Below are 18,876 nucleotides of genomic sequence, written 5' to 3' on the forward strand. Positions count from 1 at the left end.
GGTCACCACGATATCGACCAATTACCTGCTTTCAATATCTTCGGTATCCATCTGCCTTCGGGAGAATCACGATGCCGGAGCGGGCACCGCCTCCGTCGCCGGCGGCGACACCACCGGAGCCGCGCGGCGGGGCAGGGTCAGCGAGACGAGCAGCCCCAGCACCATGCCGGCCGCCGCGAGGATCACCGCGGTCCGGCTGCCGTCGGCCAGACTGCCGCGCAGCGCGTCACCGGATCGATCCGGCAACCCGGAATCGGCGATCGCGATCAGGACCGCGAGGCCGATCGCGTTGCCGAGATTCAGTGTGGTCGAAGCCATTCCGTTGGCCACACCCTGCTCCTCGGGCGAAACGCCCACGGCCGACGCGATCCACATCGCCGTCCAGGTGATGCCCTGACCGACCCCGGACACGATCAGCCCCGGTACCGCGACCGACAGGGTGGCTCCGGTCGAGAAGCCAAGTGCCAGAACGCCCGTCCCGACCACACCGATCCCGAACCCGAGGAACAGGGTGGTGCGCGTGCCGAGCCGGGTGGTCATCCGCTCCCCCAGTTGGGTGCCGGTGGCGATGGCGATCGACGGGATCAGGAACACCAGCCCGGTCCGCAGCGCCGAATACTGGTGCACGCTCTGGAACAGGACCGTCAGGAAGTACGGCAGCGCACCGAAGGTCGCCATGTAGATCGCGGTGGTCAGCACGCCGACGATGAGGCTGCGATTGCGGAACAGCCGAAACGGCATGAGCGGATCGGCACTTCGCGCCTCCAGGGTGACGAAAGCCGCCAGCAGCACCGCCGCGAGCACGAACGCCCCGACGATCATCGGGTTCGACCAGCCCGTCTCCGGACCCTGCACCAGCGCGAACACGAGCAGCGTCGCGCCGCCGGTGGCCGTGACCGCGCCCGGGATGTCGAAGCGGCGCGACTCGTGCCCGCGCGGATCGCGCGGGATGACGACGAGCGCGGCCAGCGCCACCGCCCCGGCCAGCGGGACGTTCACGAAGAACACCGCCGACCAGCCGAACGCCTGAGTGAGCACGCCGCCGAGCAGCGCGCCCACGGTGAGCCCGCTGGCCCCCGCGCCGCCCCAGGCCGCGAGTGCCCGATTGCGTTTGGGCCCTTCCTCGAACAGCGTATTGATCAGCGACAGGGTGGACGGCAGCAGCAGCGCGCCGCCGAGGCCCTGCACCGCACGCGCCACGATGATGACCGCGGGTGTCGTCGCCAGGCCACCGGCCAGCGACGACACCGCGTACAGCGTGAGCGCGAGGACGAACATCCGGCGGCGGCCCAGCAGATCGGCGGCCCGGCCGCCCAGCAGCAGGAAGCCACCGGCGAACACCACGTAGGCGCTCACCACCCATTGCTGGGTCTGGTTCGAGAAGCCAAGGGCGCGACCGATATCCGGTAGCGCCACGTACACGATGTTGATGTCGAGGGAGAAGATCAGCTGCGCGAGCGCCAGCAGTGTGAGGGACAGACCCAGCCGCGGCGCGTGGCCGCCGGCGGTCTCCTGATGGGGAATGCGTGCGGTGGACATACGTTCTCGCGAACCTTTCGATCCAGGCAGGCGTCGTCGACTGCTCGACTGTTTGATAGTTCGTATGTTTCCGTACAATGGACCGAAGGGCAAGCGCCCGGGCAGTTCGAGTGCGAGCGGAGGCGATCGGGACATGGCAGGCCGGAAGCGGCATTCGCCCGAGGAGATCGTGAACAAGCTGCGCCGCGCGGAGGTACTGGCGGCGGCGGGCGCCTCTCGGAACCAGATCGCGGCGGAGCTGGAGGTATCGGTGGCGACCTTGTCCAACTGGCGCCGGCAGTACGCCGGCGCCGGACCCGAGACGAGCCGGGAACTCCAGCGGCTGCGGGAGCAGAATGCCCGGCTGGAGCGCCTGCTGATCGAGGCGGTGCTGGAGAAGGACGCGCTGCGCCGCGCGGTGGACGGCAGGTGGTGACCCGGCTCACCAGGTGTTCGACAGTACGTATATCCACTGATGATCGGCATATAGTGGTGGAAACCCGCTCGGCCGGGACCCTCGCGCCCCGGCCCGCACAGACCGGAAGGAGAGGGCGGCAGCACGCGCTGTGGGCCCGCGCCGTCGGATGATCGCTCAGCACCCGGAACGGGACCAGATCCTGCTCGAGAACGTGTTGTCCGCACTGGGAAATCCCTTGCGGCTACAGATAGTACGAGTGCTCGCCGAGAGCGGCGAACGGTCCTGCGGCAGCATTCTCGACGGCCTCTCGAAATCCACGCTGACCCATCACTGGCGGGTGCTGCGCGACAGCGGCGTCATCTGGCAGCGGCCCGCCGGCCGGGAGAACCTGCTGTCGCTGCGGCGGGAGGATCTGGACGCGCGCTTCCCGGGCATGCTGGACGTCCTGCTCGCCGCCGCCGCGCGGAACGACCAGGGCGACAGTCACATCGCCGCACGCTGACCCGGAACATGCCCGCGCGCAGCGGGTTCGGCCTCCTCACGCACGCCGGGCGGCCACCGACACCCCTTCGAGGACCGACGCGCAGGTGAGCACGTCCGCCGCGGTGGGCGGTCGCCACATCGACCGGCCACGCAGGCCGGCCAGGAAGGCCCGCGTCGCATCCCCGGCCGCCTGCGGGGCGTGCCGTTCGACATCGGGGCCGACCGCCAGCAGACCGTCACGCAGGACGAGCCGGTCCCGGGTGCCGTCGACCCGCAGCCGCAGTCCGCCGGGACGGGTCGTCCAGCCGGCCGCCAGCGTGACCGGCACCGCGCCCCAGTCGCACACCGCCACGCCCGACGAGTCGACCGCCATGCCCGCGGGCATACGGAACCGGGCGTCGCGCACCGCGATCGGCGCGTCCGGACGTAGCCAGAGCAGCAGATCGATCAGGTGGATACCGAGGTCGGCGAAGGCCCCGATGCCACCCCGGGCCGGGTCGAGCATCCAGGCGGCCGTACCCTCGAACATCCCGTCCGGCAGTCCCGGGTGGCCGAAACTCAGTCGCGCGCCGACGATCTCACCCAGCGCGCCGGTGGCCAGCACCGACCGCACCCGGTGCAACGCGGGCGCGCAACGCAGGAACATCGCGACGACCGCCGCGCCCGAGCCCACCGATGCGGTGAGGGCGGTGGTCTCCGCGAGGCTCGCCGCCAGTGGCTTCTCCACGAGGACAGGCAGATTCGCCGTCGCGGCGATCCGCAGCCATTCGCCGTGGCGAGCGGTCGTCGAGCAGATCACCGCGGCGTCGGCCTCGTCGAGTGTGTGGCACAGTTCGGCATCCGGGCACGCGGTGACGGCCGCGCGATGGTCGGCGGTGTGCACGTGTTCCGTGCCCAGCAGCGCGATTCGCAGCGGCCGCACTCGAATTCTCCTCTCCTGCGGGCTTTTCTGGATCAGGTGTCGCCGTGGCGCCGGCCGGGCAGCGCGAAGCCACGGTCGACGTACACCAGCGGGGTCCGATCGGCCACGTACGTCGCCACGACCCGGCCGATGAGGATGCTGTGATCGCCGCCGTCGACCACCTGGAACATCGCACAGGCCACCCGTGCGACCGCTTCGGGAATACCGGGCAGGCCGAGTTCCGCCGTCTCGGTGTCGCCCGCGCCGAACCGGTTGATACCGGAGGTGGCGAACCGCCGCGCGATCTCGGACTGCCCGTCGGCGAGCACGTTGACGAGGAAATGCCCGGCGCCCGTGAAGGCCTCGTGTGTGCTCGCCCGCTTGTCCAGGCAGACCAGCACCAGCGGCGGGCTCATCGACAACGACCCGAACGAACTCGAGGTGAAGCCCCACCGCCGGCCACCGTGATCCACCGTGGTGGCCACGGTGACCGGGGCCGGCACCCTCGACATGACCCGGCGAAAGTCGTCCGCCGCGACCGTCATCGGTTCCCCCCTTCCGGGTGGGCGCTGCGCCGGGCTACGCACGGAAATCCACGACCGTCTTCAGATCGGTGGTGTGGCGGTAGGTTTCGAAGATGTTCGTCAGCCGGTCGTAATCGTCGAAGCGGCAGACCGTCGACAGCAGCCGCTCGCCGTCGACCACCTTGTTCAGCAGCATCTGCATCGCGGAACGAATCACGTTGGCCGTCTTGTGCATCGGGAAGGCGCTGACGTCGAACGAGGCCGACGTGACCGTGATCCCCTTGGCCAGCATCAGCCAGGTGTCGAATTTCTGCATCTCCTGAGAGGCGCCGTAGAGCACGTATCTGCCGCCCGCGCGCAGTTTCCGCATCGCCACCCGGCGCGGGTCCTTCTGCTCGTCATCGACCTGCACGGTGGGCAGGGCGTCGAAGATGTAGTCGAAGCTGCTGTCGGGCACCTCGTCGATCAGTTCGTCGGGCAGGAACGCACGCTGGGAGAAATGGGTCTCGGCATGGGCGTTGCGTTGCGGGTTGGCGTCCACGGACACCACCGAATTCGGGGCGAGCACCCGGCTGATCACGCTGCCGGCGATGATCCCGATCGGCCCGGTGCCGAGGATGAGCACCCGGTCGCCCACGCGCGGCGGATTGTGCAGGATCGCCCGCAGCGCACCGGTCGTGGGCTCGATGAACGACGCCTGCAGGTCGCCGAGCTCGGCCGGTACCTTGACCGCCGCGGCCCGGCGATCGTCGGCGAAATCCCGGTCGGCCCAGAAGGTGTCCTCCTTGACCTCGCCGGAGAAGATGGGCCGCAGGGTCCGATACTCGGCGAAGCCGCCGAAATCGGTCTGCCCCCAATACACCAGGCGATCTCCCACTGCGATATCGGGATTGTCGAATCGCGCCCCGATCTCGATGACCTCGCCGAGATATTCGTGGCCGAGAATGATCGGGTATTCCGACGGGAACAGATGTCCCTCGAAGAAGGAGATGTCGGTCGAGCAGATGGAGACGCAGCGGGTCCGCATGAGCACCCCGTCGACCGGCGTCTCGGGTTTGGGGACGTCCACCAGCAGGGTCTTGCGGGGCGCGACGAGCTGAACGGCCTTCATGGTTTGCACGGCGTGAACCTTCCGGTTGTCTCGGGAGTTGTGGATCGGAGGCTTCGGCGATCAGCGCCGCATCGACAATTCGCCACCGAGCAGATAACGGCCCACCATCTCGACATTGGTGTGCGAGAGCGTGATGTGCTTGACCGCCGTGTGGATGTCGCGGAAGTAGTGCTCGAGCATGCTGCTCTCGTAGAGGGAGCTGCTGCCCGCCAGTTCGAACGCGATATCGACTGCGGCGGCGGTGTTCTCGGCCACCGTGGCCGCGGCCAGCCGGACCAGGGCACTGAGCGGATCGCCCGCGGTACCGTGCCGGGCCGCGTGCCAGGCCGCGTCGGCCAGCATCAATCGGGCGCCGCGTACCAGCATCTCGGCGCGAGCCACCCGCTCCTGCACGACATGTCCCTCGGCCAGCGCACTGGTCGCGGCCGTCGCGGTCTTCCGTGTGGCGAGTGTCTTGAACTCCGCGAGTGCGCCGCGTGCGATACCGAGTGCGGTGGAGGCAGAGCCGAACAAGCCGAAGTCGTAATAACTTATCGCGTATCCGCGCGAAGGCCGTTCGTCCGGCGGCCGGAACATGTCCGCCTGATCGACCACGAACTCGTCCGGGACGAATGTCTCGTCGAGTTCGTAGTGCTCGCTGCCGGTGCCGCGCAGCCCGAGCGTGTACCAGGTGTCCAGCATGCGGCATTCGTCCTTGGGCACGAACAACATTCGGATCCCGGGGCCGCCGCCGGTGATCCGCGGCCGGCCGTTCTCGGTGACGACGGCCGCGCACACCAGCCAGTCCGCGTGCGCGGAACCACTGGCGAACGCCCAGGTGCCGCTCAGGGTGTATCCGCCGTCGACCGGCTCGGCCCGGCCGGTGGGGTTGACCGAGCCGACCACCAGACCGGCGTGATCCTTGAACATCTTGCGGGCCGTCGGTTCCGGCAGATAGTCCGACAGCCGGCCGATGGCCGCCTGCACGCCCATCTGCCAGCCCAGTGACGGATCGTGGCGCGCCAGTTCCTGGACGACGGCCGAGCCCGTGGCCAATTCGACCTGGGCGCCGCCGAATTCGCGCGAGATCAGCATGCGGTGCACACCGGCGGCGCGCAGTGCCTCGAAGACCTCGGGGCTCATGAAGCGCCGGCTTTCGTTGTGCTGCCGGTGTTCCCGGATCAGCGGCACCAGCCGCCCGATCCTGGCCAGCCAGCGTTCGGTCTCGTCCGAGACGTCCGTTCTATCCAACAGTGCGGGCGAATTGTTTGTCATCGCCGACCTCCTCGACTCACGAGCGAGCTTAGAGACCGGTACTACTGTTCAACAGGATACGTACTATTAGACAATCGGACAGTAACATGTTGTTTGCATTGCGACGCACTGGAACTCGGAGACGTGCGTGCGGCACCGGCGCGGGCACGGCCGGTCTGCCGTGAGCGCACGACAAGTCCGGCCGGCACGACGGCCGGGAGAAATGAGCGGATCAGGAAGCGCGCAGCGCGTCGCGGGCCGCGGGATCCACCTCGTCGACGAACGCCTGCCAGGTCTCGATGCATTGCCGCACCGCGGCGGTCACGATCGGAAGGGTGTGGGCGGGCAGTTGCGCGATGATCTGTTCCCCCTGCCCGGCCAGCACCATCCGGTTGTCGAGCAATCGCAACAGCAGGCGCCCGGTTTCACTGTGCCGCAGCGCCGGATCCCGGTGCAGCAGCGTCAGCGGCTCGGCCGGCCGGGCCACGACCGGCGGCTCGGGCACGAGCAGGACCGCCTCCCGTGCCGCACCGGCACGATTCCGGACATCGCGTGCTGTTCCGATGGAAATTCCGGCGGCCGAGGCGATCTCACGAAGAGATGCCCGTGGATGCGCCTCGAGATAGGCCGCGGCACGGCGGCGGCCGCCGGTGGAATCGACCGGCCGGGTACGACCGTCGAGCCCGACCCTGGTGTTCGACTGTGGAATATCCGCGCTTGTACGCCGGATGTTCGCCACCGTCTTGGCGGACAGCGCGGTCACCACGGCGACGCTGCGATTGGACCAGACGGGGAACGCCCGCATGATCCGCCGCGCGGCGGCCACCCGGTCCCGATGCGACAACTGCAGGCCGTGACCGGTATTCGACCTCACCGCGAGCACGAAGGCCGCGGCCTCGGTGCCCTCGAAATATCGGACGTCGATGTGCGTCCGGCCCGCCAGCGCGGCCGCCCGCACCCGATGCGCACCGTCGATGACGCGCATCGTGGCCCGATGCACGATGATCGGCGGCAGATCGCCGGCCGACATCAACCGGTGGACGTGGGATTCGTCGATTTCGACGGACCGAGGTGAGTCGGCGGGCAACAGCGCGCCGATCGGCACCGATTCGATCCCCGATCGCGTTGCGACGGTGACGGATTGCGATGCGGTGGCGGTCCGCCCGGCCTCCGGGCCGACCACGACACGGGATTCGGACTCGATGATCAACACCCCCGTAGGTTCACGACCGAGCGCTGAACCTCTCGATCGCCCCGCCGCCCAGAGAACCCGACCGGCCTCCCGCCCCCATGCGGTCCGCTGACCAACGTTACTGATTCCGGACAGTTCCGGCAAAGGGACGGTACGCGGATCGCGCGTGTGACGATGATCACCCGGCTGTGTGGACCCGGAACAGTAACCGCGGCAGCACCTTCCGCGAAGGCACGGCGGCCGAGCCGGGTGGCGCACGACCGTTGTGGCAGTGGCGGTTCCGGGAAATCCACCACCCGCGGTCCGGATTCGGCGGACGATCGTGTCGGAGCAGGCGCGCTCCTGTGTACGGCCACAACGGGAGTGGATGTGGGCAACAACGAACGCCGACCCTCGATCGCCATCGTCGGCAGCGGTTTCAGCGGACTCGGCCTCGCCGTCCGGCTCAAACGGGCCGGCTTCACCGATCTGACCATCTTCGAGAAGGCGGCGGGCGTGGGCGGGGTGTGGCGGGACAATACCTATCCCGGCGCGGCCTGCGACGCACCCTCACATCTGTACTCGTACTCGTTCCGGCCCAATCCGGATTGGTCGCGGCGCTTCGCCGAGCAGCCGGAGATCCTGGGGTATCTCCAGGACTGCGCCTCGGACTTCGGGCTGGAGCCGCATCTGCGCTACCGCACCGAGATCGTCTCGGCGCGTTACGATCCCGCGGCCCGGCACTGGGTCCTCACCGCTCGCGACGGTGAGCGGACGACCGCCGACGTCCTCGTGGCGGCGTGCGGGCAGCTCAGCCGGCCTGCCGTGCCGCAGATCCCCGGCCTGGAGCACTTCACCGGGACGGTGTTCCACTCCGCGCGCTGGGACCACGACTGCGACTTCCGCGACCGGGACGTGGCTGTCGTCGGAACGGGCGCCAGCGCAATCCAATTCGTTCCGCACGTGGCCGGGCGAGCTCGGTCGCTGACCGTCTTCCAGCGTCAGGCGCACTGGCTGGGGCCGAAACCGGACCGGGAGTACTCGCGGTTGCGCAAGCTCGCCAATCGCCGGTTCCCGTTGTTGCAGCGGCTGCCTCGCCTCGGCGTATTCCTGTGCTTCGAGGCCCTGCTCAACCCGATGCTGATCTCCCCGTACGGACGCCGGCTGCTCGGCTGGCCGATCCGGAGGTGGTGCCACCACCACCGCCGCGAGATCCGGGATCCCGCGCTGCGCGCGGCCCTCGAGCCGCGCTACGAACTCGGCTGCAACCGCATCCTCGCCTCGAGCGACTACTTCGAGACCCTGAACCGCGGCAACACGCACGTTGTGACACAACCGATCACGCGGATCGAGGCGCGGGCGGTGCGGACCGCGGACGGCGGCCTGCACCGGGCCGACACGATCATCCTGGCCACCGGATTCCGCTCCCACGACTTCGTCGCCCCGATGCGCGTCGAGGGGCTCGACGGGGCCGACCTGACCACCACGTGGCAGCGGCGCCCGCGAGCCTACCTGGGGCTGACCGTGCCCCGGTTCCCGAACTTCTTCCTCATGTACGGGCCGAACACCAATGTCGGATCGGGATCCATCGTCCACATGCTGGAGAGCCAGATGAACTACATCGTCGACGCCGTGGAACAGGTCGCGCGCACGGGCTATCTGGAGGTCCGGGCCGAGGTCTTCGACCGGTTCCAGGACACACTGCACCGGCGGTTGTCGACGACGGTCTGGAACACCGGCGGTTGCCACAGCTGGTACGTCACCGAGGCCGACGGCCGGCCGCTGAACACGAACAACTGGTCGGGCTCGATGTACGCCTACCGCCGCCGCACGCGGCGCCTCGCACTCGCCGAGTACCACACCACCCCTGCGGCGGCCGGCGAGCGCTAGCCGGAACGTGCTCAGGCAGGCGGCAATTCGAGCAGCGCGCCGACCGCGCGGGCCGCGCTCTGCGCGGCGGACTCCATGGTGGCCGACCAGTCGGTGCGCGTCCAATCCCCGGCCAGCACCAAACCCGGGACCGACGTGCGCTGATCCGGGCGCAGCGCGTCGGTGCCGACCACCTGCGAGAAGGTCGCCTCCGGCATCTTCACCACCTGCGCGTGCACGACCTTCCGCTGCGCGGCGTCGGGATAGTACCGGCGCAGCAGGTCCAGCTGCTCGGTGACGATCTCGTCGTGGCTCCGGTGGATCTGCTCGTAGGCGCCGCTGGTGGTGAGGCAGTACAGCCACACGCCGTCGGTGGGGCGGCGGTGCATGCGCTGCCGGTCGAACACCTCGTCGATGACGCCGGCGCCGCCGATGATCGCCTCCATCGCCGCCTTCGTGCCGAGCGGGCCGTCCAGGTAGAGATTCGTGCTCACGATCGGGGTGACACCCAATTTGTCCGCCGCGGCGTAGATTTCGGGATGTTCGGGCAGATCGTCGAGCAGTCCGCGGATGTGGGAGTTCGGCACGGCGCACACCACCGCGTCGGCCGGGATCTCGGTACCGTCGTCGAGCAGCACCGCGCGCACCGTCCCGTCGGCGACCACGATCCGCCGCGCGGCCGCGCGATACCGCACCTCGACACCACGCTCCCGGAACACCCGCTCGGCGCCGGCGATGTAGAGCGTGTCCAGATCCACGGTGGGATAACCGATGCTGACCGCGCGCCGGTCGCGCAGGCCCAGCCGCACCGCGGTGGCCAGCACGCCCGCGAAGACCTTGGCCGAACCCCGTTGCACCGGTTCGGCCGCGATGCCCAAGGCGAGCCAATCCCACAGCGCCACTCGCGCTTTCGCGGGCATTCCGATCCGCTCGAACCACTGGCCGGTGCTCAGGTCGGCGAGGTCGGCCGGTGGCCGCAGCGCCTGCCGGATCAGCCGCACGGTCGCCACCGCGGCCCGGAGTCGTTCGGCGGCACCGGCATCCGGGTGCGCGCCGAACAGCGTGCCGATCGATCGCACGCCGCGGGTGTGCAGCGCCGTCACCCGCCCGCCCGGCCAGCGCAGGCTGCCCGAGTGCGGGAATTCCACCGCGTCCGCCGTGCCGACGCTGGTCAGGTAACGGAACAGGTGCTCGTATCCGGTCGCGACCACATGCTGTCCGTTGTCGGCGGGGTCGGGAACACCGGTGACGGTCATCGCGCGGGTCCGGCCGCCGAGCCGGGCACGCCGCTCCAGCACCGTGACCCGTTTACCCGCCTCCGCGAGCCAGACCGCCGACGCGAGACCGGCCAGCCCGCCGCCGATCACCACATAGCTGCGACCGTCGTCCATCCGACCACCTCTGTCGTCGATAGCGGTTCCGGCGCTTCGGCTTCCGAGGCTCCGCGCGCCGAACTGAACCGAAGATACGATGAGCGTTTCATCGAGTCAATCGAGCGGCGGCATTCGAGCCGATCGTCTCTAGTCCGGGCCGATCGATGGTGTGAGCACACAATGCGCCGTTGAAATTACATACGGTCGTATGTATGTTTTGGGGCATGGACGGTCATCGGATGTTCGAACTCGCCCAGGCGCTCGCCACCGCCAAGAGCCGGCAGGACGTTCCCGCCGCACTGGCCCTCTTCCACCCCGACATGGAGCTGGTGACACCGGCTTTCGGCACCACGGCCCGCGGTCTCGCGGAGAACGAGCGGGCGCTGCGGCGGTTCTTCGCCTCGTTCCCGGACTATCACGTCGAGCTGTCCGGGCACGCCGACGACGGCGCCACCCTGGTCTGCTGGGGCACCGCCCGGATGACGATGACCGGCAACCGTTTCGGCGTCATCCCCAACGGCCGCCGGGCCGAGATCGCGGTTTTCATCACCTTCACCTTCGCCGATGACCGGATCGCCGGTGAGAGCTTCCATTTCGATCTCGCCGACCTGTGCGCGCAGTCCGGAGTGTCCACCGATGCCGTGCGGCACACGCTGTTCGGCGCCACCGAACCCGCAGGAGCTCGCCCGTGACCGACACCCGCGTCCGCAAGGTCGAAACGACCCGGACCACAACCCTTTTCGATCTCGTCGTCGATCTGAAGCCGCCGGTCAAGTTCGGCGACGCCGGGCCGCTCGGCCGCCGGGTGCTGTACGGCGCGGCCGGTGGCACGTTCGAGGGCCCCCGGCTGCGTGGCGAGGTGCTCGCCGACGGTGGCGACTGGGCGCTGATCCGCCCTGACGGGACGATGCTGCTCGACGTCCGACTCGCGCTGCGCACCGACGACGGCGATCTCGTCCACATGACCTATCAGGGCCGCTGGCTGATCCCCCCGCACGTGCGTACCGCGATGGCCGACCGCGCCACCCGGCATCTGGTCGATCCGGCGGACTACTATTTCCGGACCAATCCGCTGTTCGAGACCGGTTCGATCCGGTACGGCTGGCTCAACGACATCGTCGCCGTCGGCACCGGTTACGTCGTCGAGGGCGGAGTCGCCTACCACGTCGAGCAAGTGCTGTGACATCGGCCGGGCCCCCGCGCGAGGCCGGCGACCGCCGCCGGCTGCGCGGCGACCGATCCCGCCGAACGGTCACGCGGCACGCCGTCGACGTCGCATCGCTGGACGGCCTCGGCGGCCTCAGTTTCGGGCGCCTGGCCGACGAACTCGGCGTCAGCAAGGCCGGCATCCAGACCTTGTTCCGCACCAAGGAAGGCCTGCAACTGGCCACGGTCGAAACCGCCGGCCTGGTCTTCGCCGAGGAGGTGGTCCGCCCGGCCCACGCCACCGGGCCCGGCCCGGTCCGCCTGCACGCGCTGCTCGACGCCTGGATCGCCTACATCGAACGACCGCTGCTGCCCGGCGGCTGCTTCTGGAACGCGAACCTGCCCGAATTCGACAGCCGCCCGGGCCCGATCCGCGACGCCCTGACCGCCCAGCGCCGAGCCTGGCTGGCCACCCTCACCACCGAACTCGCCCACGCCGCCCCCACCCGCGCCCCAGCCGACCTCGACCTGATCGTCTTCCAGCTCGACGCCGCCGTCGCCGCCACCAATACCGCTCTGCGCCTGGGTGATTCGAGCAGCACCGGGAAACTGCGGCGCGTGATCGCCGATCTCGTGCCGGCGCGGCGCTGACGCCGGGACAGCCGTACCCGGCACCATCACAGTGTCCCGGAAGACATTGCCGCCCAGCACACTACGGCCGCATGCCCGGTCGCGCCGTCCGCCGGCGACCCCGGTCGCGCCACCACGCTTGTGCACTCTCACAGCCCGCACCGGCCGGAACATCGCCGCTGCTAGCGTGTTTCCGTGGGAACTCCGAAGGTCACGCGACGGCGCGCACTGACCCTGTCCGTCGCCGCCCTAGGCGCGCTGACCGCCGCGGCGACCGCCCCGGCGCTCGCGGATCCGCCGGACGCCGCCGACAATGCCCGCTACCCGGGCTATTCCGCGCGCGACCGCGCCCAGCCCTACGCCCACTACCTGGCCGACCGCACGGACCCGCCGCAGCCGGTCGTCGCCGACGCCTACGCCGGACCGCCGGTGCCGCCCGACCGCATCCCGCCGTTCGACGCGCTGACCACCGAACTCGCGCCCACCGGCTACGCCCCGATCGAAACCGGTTACGGGCAGACCGAATCCGGCCTCGTGTGGGTCGCGGCCCGCACCGAGATGCCGCGCGTGACCGCGGCGATGTGGGACTGGTGGTTCGGCTGGCACCTGCTCGAATCCGCCCGCTACAAACTCTGGCATCCCGACGCCCACCTGTACGCCGAGGTCGCCGCCGACCGGCTCGACCACCCGATGCCCGACCGCGCCCGCTACCTCGGGAACATCTCGTACGTGGACGAATACATCGGCCCGAAACTGCAGCAACTCGCGATCGCCTTCCACGACCCGATCGCCCACGGTTTCACCGTCCCCGACGGCCACACCATCGTCTTCGGCCGCGTCGGCAGCAGTGTCGCCCCCGTCGATCTGGGCTGGCTGGCCCACCAGGTCCGCCCGATCCCCGGCGGCTGCGAGATGCGCAGCCGCTTCCACCTCCGCCACTACGGCGCCCACACCCCCGACCCGCTGCGCACCGCCCGCGCGATCGCCCGCGGCGCCGCCGCCGACCCGTCGGACCTGCTCCCCGGCCTCGACATGGCCCGCGACCTGATGCTGCACTGCGGCCAGGAGATGAATCACCTCTCCCGCTTCCTCCCCGAACTGCACGCCGAGTTCGCCGGATAGCCGACGCCGGGATCCGAGCCGCTCGATCCGCCGGATCCGCGTACCGAATCTCCGATATTCTGTTGGGGGGCAGCGGGATCCGGAAGGGGCGGCGTGTGGGATCGGCAGTGGCAGAACGTCTCGGCACGGGGTGCCCGGACTTGTCGGTGGTCTCGGATATCGTCGATTCACCGATTGCGGGAAGTGCCGGAATATGCCGGGTTGAGGGAGTGACCATGGGTGGGACGACTATCGGGTCGTATGCCGTGCGGCTGGCGGATGTCATGCGGCAGCTTCGAACCGGTGACGCGAACGCAGTGGCGGCGCTGGAGAATACACTGGGGCCGGAGCTCGACGACTTGGCCGGGGAATGGGCGCGGGAAAAATACGATCTCACACCTCGGGAAGCATTGCGCCATATGGTCGCCGGCGTGAACGACGACGGTCTGGATATCCGGGAGGATTATCTCCACGACTTTCTCTACATCGAACTGCTCGAGGCGCTGATCCGGCATCACGGCCGGCCGCTGGGCGGCTGGGATTCGATCCGGCCGAGCTGGTTCGGACGGGTCGACGGCGCGCTGGCGGAGGCGGGCATCGAATTCTCGATATCCGGGCTCGTGCACCAGGGGATCACGGGGGTGCCCACGCAGTCCTACGAGTCGGGGGTCGGCTGTCTGCCCTACGACGAGATCCCCGAGGTCTACGCGCTTCTCGCCGGGCTGCGGCGCGGCGATGTGCCGCTCGACATCATGCGTTACGTCGCCGACGTGCGCGATTGGCTGAAGCTGTGCCTCGATCAGCACCTGGATCTGGTCTGCGTCGCAGGTGGGCGGGCCGCCGGGCCGCCGCCGCGGGTCCGCCGGCGGCTGTTCCCGGACGAGCGCCCCGCCGGTACCTGGCAGCAACACGTCGACGAGCAGCTGATCTCGAACGGCCCGTTCAGTCACGCGGCGATCTTCGGACTCGACGGCCGGCAATGGGCGGCGAGCGCCGGGTTCTCGGTCACCGCGGGCGAATTCGCCGCACTCGAGGCGCCGCTGGCCGATCCCCGGGTGCCGCTGCCGGACGGCCTCCGGATCGCGGGACAAGTGTATTCCGCCGAATCGCCGGAGCGCGGCCGGATCACCGGTTCGAATCGCATGTGCCATCTCACGATTCAGAAAACGAGCAAGGCCGTCGTGATTCTCCTGGAGGCGAAACGCAAACCACTGGAGGATGCGGGCGAACTCGAGGAGCAACTGATCGATTTCCTCGAAACCTACGGGTGACGCATCGTGGATCGCTGAACCCGATGTACGGAACTCACCAGCCGTTCGGCAGTACTTTCGGTTTCCGCGTCCACCACCAGGACAGGTCGGCGCCGGCCGCGACTTTCTTGGAATAGCGGGACAATTCGGCTCCCCCGTCGTCCTCCGTCATTTCCCGGAATCGGCCGTCCAGTTCACCGACGACATTCTCGACTTTACCGCGGAGGCGTGGCGGCATTCGTTCGATGTTCTGCTCGATGCCGTCCCGCACCGCGAGCATGTTCAGATATTCGTGGACCAGGTAGCGATCGCATGCGGCCCAGTGGTCCGCCATGTCGCGAACGAGCCGATCCCACATGCGCAGCCGGGCGAACACCCCGTGGATCGGGGCCGTCAGGGTGGCGGCGGCCGACGGGCCCATCCGGTTCCGCTCGAGCTCGAGACGTTGTGCGTCCAGTACGTCCACCGCCGCGCGTTCCTTCGGGGTCAAACCGGCGAGCAGGTCATCGAGATCGGGCATCGGACAAGTTTTCTACGCGCGGTCCGGCTACGCCAACTCGTTTCCCGGATCGAACCGGTCCCGGCGCCGCTCAGCCGGCCGTCGCCAGGATCTCCAGCGCCGCCTCGATCTGCGGCACCGCCGGCGGGCCGAAGCCGTCCACGACCTCGGTCAGGGCGCGCGCCAGGTGCGGTCCGACCGCGGCCGCGGTGAGCACCTCCTCCGCCAGCACGATCCCGTTGACCAGATGGGCCGCCCGGATGCGCCCGTCCGCGGTGACCTCGTAACGCCAGTCGCCGAGTTGCAGGCGTTCCGGCGCGGACCGCAACAGCCCGCGCTTGGCCGGCGTCCGGATCGCGCCGGGCACGGCGGCGAACACCGTGAACACCAGCCCGGGCCCGCCGGGACCGTGCAGCGCCCCCGCGATCACGGCGGCCGCCCGCCCCGGATCGAAACTCGTTGCGGCCATGGGTCAGTCGCTCATCGGGAGCACGAACTGCGGGGTGATCGTCTCGGCCTCGCCGGTGCGGCGCACGGCGGTGCCCGCCGCGTAGAACTCGACCGTGTGGTGCCCCCAGGCGTAGCTCTCGATCTGGAAGTGCACGCCGGTCACCCCGATGCCGCCGTCCCGCTCGGCCTCGGCCTGCATCCGCGACATCGCCAGCTCGCGCGCCTGATAGTTGCCCTGGGTCCACTGCGGCATCTCGACATTGGTGCCGATCTGGCGCATCGACTGCATGAAACCCTGTACCGCGACGTGGAATACGCAGTTGCCCATGACGAAGGCCACGGGCGCGAATCCGGAGCGCAGCAGCGTCACCATGTCCTGACCGGAGAGGTGACTGGTGAACGCCTGGCCGTTGGGCCGCCGGAAGCGTCCCGGTTCGGGGACGTACCGCACCGCGGTGCCGACGGCGATGAACTCGAGGTGGTTGGCCTCGCCGCCCACGTGCCGCCACTGCAACCGCACCCCGACGATGCCGTCGGCGCGCAACGCGTCGGCTTCGGCCTGCATGCGCGCCATGGCATTCCAGCGCGCGCGATAGGTGGCCTCGGTGAGCACCTGCAGTTCGGCCTGCTGCCGCAGACCGGCGAACTGGAAGCCGACGTGGTACACGGACACGCCCATGACCAGGTCGATCGGCTCGAACTCCGCGCCGTGCAGCAGCGCGAACTCGTTGACCGACAGGTCGGAGGTGAAGATCCGCCCGGCATGGGACAGCCGCTCGTTCGCGGCCGGTTCCAGCGGCGGTTCGGAATTCGGTTGCACGGTTCACACCTCTCGCAGCAGCGCCACCGCAACTGTACGGCGCGTCGCTGAGAGCGTGGCCGGATTTCGAACGGGCCCTACGCCTGTCTGGCCGCGAAACCGTCCAGCAGACAGCTCAGGGTGTATTCGACGTTGTCGTGCAGCACGTCCGGATCGTGCGCGTGGAACCATCGGGCGAAGGCCCGGTGCCGCCCGTTCGCCAGCATGGCGTCCAGCAGCGGGCCGGCGGTCGATTTCAGCTCGGCGTCGGTCGGGTTGCCGATGCGGCTGCGCATCGCGTGTTCCTCCGCGACTTGCAGTGCGGCGCCGAAGATGTGGCCGTCGACGGCCGCGGTGATCCGGCTCGCCATGTCCGGAGAGACCCCGCCGCGCTCCAGCACGTCGAATCGGAAGTCGAAGTAGCGCAGCGCGTTCGGCCCGAACGGCGGGCGGGTGTGGATCAGTTTGCCGAACCACAGGTGACCGGTGACGGCCCGCCAGGTCGCGAGCGCGAGCGTCTCGACATCCGTCCGCCACCGCCCCGACGGCTCCGGCAGCGCGATCTCGCCGTAGACCGCGTCGAGCATGAGGTCCACCAGGCCGTCCTTGCTGCCGACGTACCGGTACAGCGCCATCGGTGTCCGCGCCCCCACCTCGGTGGCCACCCGTCGCATGGTGATCGCGTCCGCGCCCTCGGCGTCCGCGATCGCCAGCGCCGCGTCGAGGATCTTCTGCCGGCTCAACGTGGTCATGGCCCGGCCGGGCGGTTCCGGCAGGGTCCAGATCAGTGCGCCGGGCGCGTCGTCGGTGGCGATGAAGGACTCCTCGTCGTCGGGTTGCTCGATACCAGCAGTGAGTGTACAACGTTCTCATGGAAAACGTTGTACACTCACCTGAGGTGCTGATCGCCGGAGGCGGCCTGGCGGGCCTGTCCGCTGCGCTTTTCCTTGCCCACCAAGGGGTTCCGGCGATGCTCGTGGAGCGGCACCCGGGCACCTCACCGCAGCCGAAGGCCCGGCGGATCAACATCCGCACGATGGAACTGTTCCGGCAGATCGGGATCGACGAGGCCGTGCACGCGGCGGGCGGCACCCTGGCCGGTCACTACCGGATGGCCGCCGGGCGCACACTGGCCGAGGCGGAGCTCCTGGAGTTCACCCTGCCGGGCGGCACACCCGACTGGGACGCGATCACCCCGGCCACCGCCTGCCTGTGCGCCCAGGACCTGCTCGAGCCGGTGCTGCGCGGCATCGCCGAAGAACGCGGCGTCGACGTGCGTTTCGGCACGGAACTGCTCGCCCTGACCGAATCGGACGACGCCGTCAGCGCCACCCTGCGCGGCCCGGACGGTGAAACCGTCACGGTCACAACCCCGTACGTCATCGCCGCCGACGGTGCGCACAGCCCGATCCGCCGGCAACTCGGCATCACCCGCTCCGGTCGCGGCACCCTCGGCAGCGCGGTGAACGTCTACTTCGCCGCCGATCTGCGAAACCTGGTGCGGGACAAGCCGTTCAACCTGTGCCAGATCGAACATCCGCACGCCACCGGCGCATTCGCGAGTATCGACGGCGAACGGCGCTGGATCTACACCACCGCGGCGGGCGATCCCGGTCGTGACTGGGCCGCGACGGTCCGCACCGCCATCGGGAGCCCCGATCCCGAGATCGAGATCCTCAGTGTATTGGCCTGGGAGCCGGGCATGTTCGTCGCCGACCGATTCTCCCGGGGCCGGATCTTCCTGATCGGCGACGCGGCGCACGTGATGCCGCCCTACGCCGCCGCCGGCGCGAACACCGGAATCCAGGACGCGCACAACCTCGCCTGGAAACTGGCCATGGTCCGATCGGGCCAGGCCCCGCCGGTCCTGCTGGACAGCTATCACGCCGAACGGCATCCGGCCGGCTGGTTCACCGCCGACCAGTCCAGTATCCGCACCGGCAATCTGCGCGATATGCATTCGGCGTCCACCGACGGCACCCCGCTCGCCGATCCGCTCGCCCTGATCCTCGGATATCAGTATCCGGCAGGCGCTTTCGTCCCCGACGGCACGACCGCCGCCACGGACCGCCTGGATCTCACGGCCCAGCCCGGTACCCGCCTGCCGCACGTCCGGACCGGCGACGGCCGGTCCACCCTCGACCTGATCGGCACCGGATACACCGTCCTCGCCGGCCCGGCCGCGGCGCTACCCGATACGGCAGACGTTCCGGTGCACCACATCTCGCAACCGGACCGCCTCGGGATCACCGCCACCGGGGCGGTCCTGGTCCGGCCCGATCAGATCGTGGCTTGGCGTGAGCCGGCCACCCCCGACGGGATCATCCGGCTGCCGGACCTCGACACACAGCTGCGGCACATTCCGCCGATCAGGACGACCGGGCCGGCGAATTGAACCTG

General features: G+C 69.3%; 20 protein-coding genes. 9 read left to right on the forward strand and 11 right to left on the reverse strand.

From position 1 onward, the window contains the following. Positions 1-66: 66 nt before the first annotated feature. On the reverse strand, positions 67-1,539 hold the full coding sequence (locus NRB56_RS15135; RefSeq protein WP_153342592.1) for an MFS transporter: 1,473 nt from the start codon (positions 1,537-1,539) through the stop codon (positions 67-69). A gap of 133 nt (positions 1,540-1,672) precedes the next feature. Between NRB56_RS15135 and NRB56_RS15140 the strand changes: the two genes are divergently transcribed. After that, positions 1,673-1,954: a transposase gene (locus NRB56_RS15140; protein ID WP_194290863.1), complete on the forward strand. Its 282-nt coding sequence runs from the start codon at positions 1,673-1,675 to the stop codon at positions 1,952-1,954. Between the two features lie 148 nt (positions 1,955-2,102). Further along, a complete protein-coding gene (locus tag NRB56_RS15145; RefSeq protein WP_153342596.1) occupies positions 2,103-2,438 on the forward strand; it encodes an ArsR/SmtB family transcription factor in 336 nt (111 codons plus the stop codon). A 36-nt stretch (positions 2,439-2,474) separates the two neighbouring features. Here NRB56_RS15145 and NRB56_RS15150 read toward each other — a convergent pair whose 3' ends face one another. The 5 genes from NRB56_RS15150 to NRB56_RS15170 form a co-directional block, all read right to left on the reverse strand. Next, positions 2,475-3,341 (reverse strand): Gfo/Idh/MocA family protein, encoded by an 867-nt coding sequence (locus NRB56_RS15150; protein ID WP_194290864.1) that lies wholly within the window; start codon positions 3,339-3,341, stop codon positions 2,475-2,477. Positions 3,342-3,373: 32 nt separating this feature from the next. Continuing rightward, complete coding sequence (locus NRB56_RS15155) at positions 3,374-3,865, reverse strand: flavin reductase family protein (RefSeq protein ID WP_153342598.1); 492 nt, start codon at positions 3,863-3,865, stop codon at positions 3,374-3,376. A gap of 34 nt (positions 3,866-3,899) precedes the next feature. After that, entirely contained in the window at positions 3,900-4,955 is a 1,056-nt protein-coding gene (locus NRB56_RS15160) for a zinc-dependent alcohol dehydrogenase (RefSeq protein ID WP_153343052.1), read from the reverse strand. A 60-nt stretch (positions 4,956-5,015) separates the two neighbouring features. Beyond that, positions 5,016-6,209, reverse strand: a complete 1,194-nt coding sequence (locus NRB56_RS15165; RefSeq protein WP_153342600.1) for an acyl-CoA dehydrogenase family protein — start codon at positions 6,207-6,209, stop codon at positions 5,016-5,018. 211 nt (positions 6,210-6,420) lie between these two features. Further along, positions 6,421-7,401 (reverse strand): ParB/RepB/Spo0J family partition protein, encoded by a 981-nt coding sequence (locus NRB56_RS15170; RefSeq protein WP_194290865.1) that lies wholly within the window; start codon positions 7,399-7,401, stop codon positions 6,421-6,423. A gap of 348 nt (positions 7,402-7,749) precedes the next feature. Here NRB56_RS15170 and NRB56_RS15175 point away from each other — a divergent pair, with 348 nt between their 5' ends. Beyond that, positions 7,750-9,249 carry a flavin-containing monooxygenase gene (locus NRB56_RS15175; RefSeq protein ID WP_319943028.1) on the forward strand — a complete coding sequence of 500 codons (1,500 nt, stop codon included), beginning with the start codon at positions 7,750-7,752 and terminating at the stop codon, positions 9,247-9,249. Positions 9,250-9,260: 11 nt separating this feature from the next. On the opposite strand, the gene hpnE is transcribed toward NRB56_RS15175, so the two are convergent. After that, the gene (gene hpnE / locus NRB56_RS15180) at positions 9,261-10,619 is read right to left on the reverse strand and encodes a hydroxysqualene dehydroxylase HpnE (protein WP_153342604.1); all 1,359 of its coding nucleotides are present in this window, start codon (positions 10,617-10,619) and stop codon (positions 9,261-9,263) included. Positions 10,620-10,825: 206 nt separating this feature from the next. Here hpnE and NRB56_RS15185 point away from each other — a divergent pair, with 206 nt between their 5' ends. The 5 genes from NRB56_RS15185 (at position 10,826) to NRB56_RS15205 (ending at position 14,749) form a co-directional block, all read left to right on the forward strand. Beyond that, complete coding sequence (locus NRB56_RS15185) at positions 10,826-11,293, forward strand: ester cyclase (protein ID WP_227837745.1); 468 nt, start codon at positions 10,826-10,828, stop codon at positions 11,291-11,293. Next, entirely contained in the window at positions 11,290-11,784 is a 495-nt protein-coding gene (locus NRB56_RS15190; protein WP_319943029.1) for a DUF3237 domain-containing protein, read from the forward strand. The genes NRB56_RS15185 and NRB56_RS15190 overlap by 4 nt, the downstream gene beginning before the upstream one ends. Then, positions 11,781-12,398: a TetR/AcrR family transcriptional regulator gene (locus NRB56_RS15195; RefSeq protein ID WP_319943030.1), complete on the forward strand. Its 618-nt coding sequence runs from the start codon at positions 11,781-11,783 to the stop codon at positions 12,396-12,398. Before NRB56_RS15190 ends, NRB56_RS15195 begins: the two co-directional genes overlap by 4 nt. A gap of 174 nt (positions 12,399-12,572) precedes the next feature. Then, on the forward strand, positions 12,573-13,499 hold the full coding sequence (locus tag NRB56_RS15200) for a DAPG hydrolase family protein (RefSeq protein WP_319943031.1): 927 nt from the start codon (positions 12,573-12,575) through the stop codon (positions 13,497-13,499). 215 nt (positions 13,500-13,714) lie between these two features. Then, positions 13,715-14,749 (forward strand): profilin, encoded by a 1,035-nt coding sequence (locus NRB56_RS15205; RefSeq protein ID WP_153342608.1) that lies wholly within the window; start codon positions 13,715-13,717, stop codon positions 14,747-14,749. A gap of 34 nt (positions 14,750-14,783) precedes the next feature. Here NRB56_RS15205 and NRB56_RS15210 read toward each other — a convergent pair whose 3' ends face one another. From NRB56_RS15210 to NRB56_RS15225, 4 genes are all read right to left on the reverse strand, one after another. Next, positions 14,784-15,248, reverse strand: coding sequence for a hypothetical protein (locus NRB56_RS15210; RefSeq protein WP_153342610.1), 465 nt, complete (start codon positions 15,246-15,248; stop codon positions 14,784-14,786). A gap of 70 nt (positions 15,249-15,318) precedes the next feature. Continuing rightward, positions 15,319-15,696, reverse strand: a complete 378-nt coding sequence (locus NRB56_RS15215) for a DUF5073 family protein (protein ID WP_153342612.1) — start codon at positions 15,694-15,696, stop codon at positions 15,319-15,321. Positions 15,697-15,699: 3 nt separating this feature from the next. Beyond that, positions 15,700-16,473, reverse strand: a complete 774-nt coding sequence (locus NRB56_RS15220) for a heavy metal-binding domain-containing protein (RefSeq protein WP_153343062.1) — start codon at positions 16,471-16,473, stop codon at positions 15,700-15,702. A gap of 101 nt (positions 16,474-16,574) precedes the next feature. Continuing rightward, positions 16,575-17,228, reverse strand: coding sequence for a TetR/AcrR family transcriptional regulator (locus NRB56_RS15225; RefSeq protein WP_153342614.1), 654 nt, complete (start codon positions 17,226-17,228; stop codon positions 16,575-16,577). Between the two features lie 146 nt (positions 17,229-17,374). On the opposite strand from NRB56_RS15225, the gene NRB56_RS15230 reads away from it, so the two are divergent. After that, the gene (locus NRB56_RS15230; protein WP_319943033.1) at positions 17,375-18,871 is read left to right on the forward strand and encodes an FAD-dependent monooxygenase; all 1,497 of its coding nucleotides are present in this window, start codon (positions 17,375-17,377) and stop codon (positions 18,869-18,871) included. The last annotated feature ends 5 nt before the right edge of the window (positions 18,872-18,876 follow it).

The organism is Nocardia aurantia (assembly GCF_009604425.1).
Classification (GTDB): domain Bacteria; phylum Actinomycetota; class Actinomycetes; order Mycobacteriales; family Mycobacteriaceae; genus Nocardia; species Nocardia aurantia.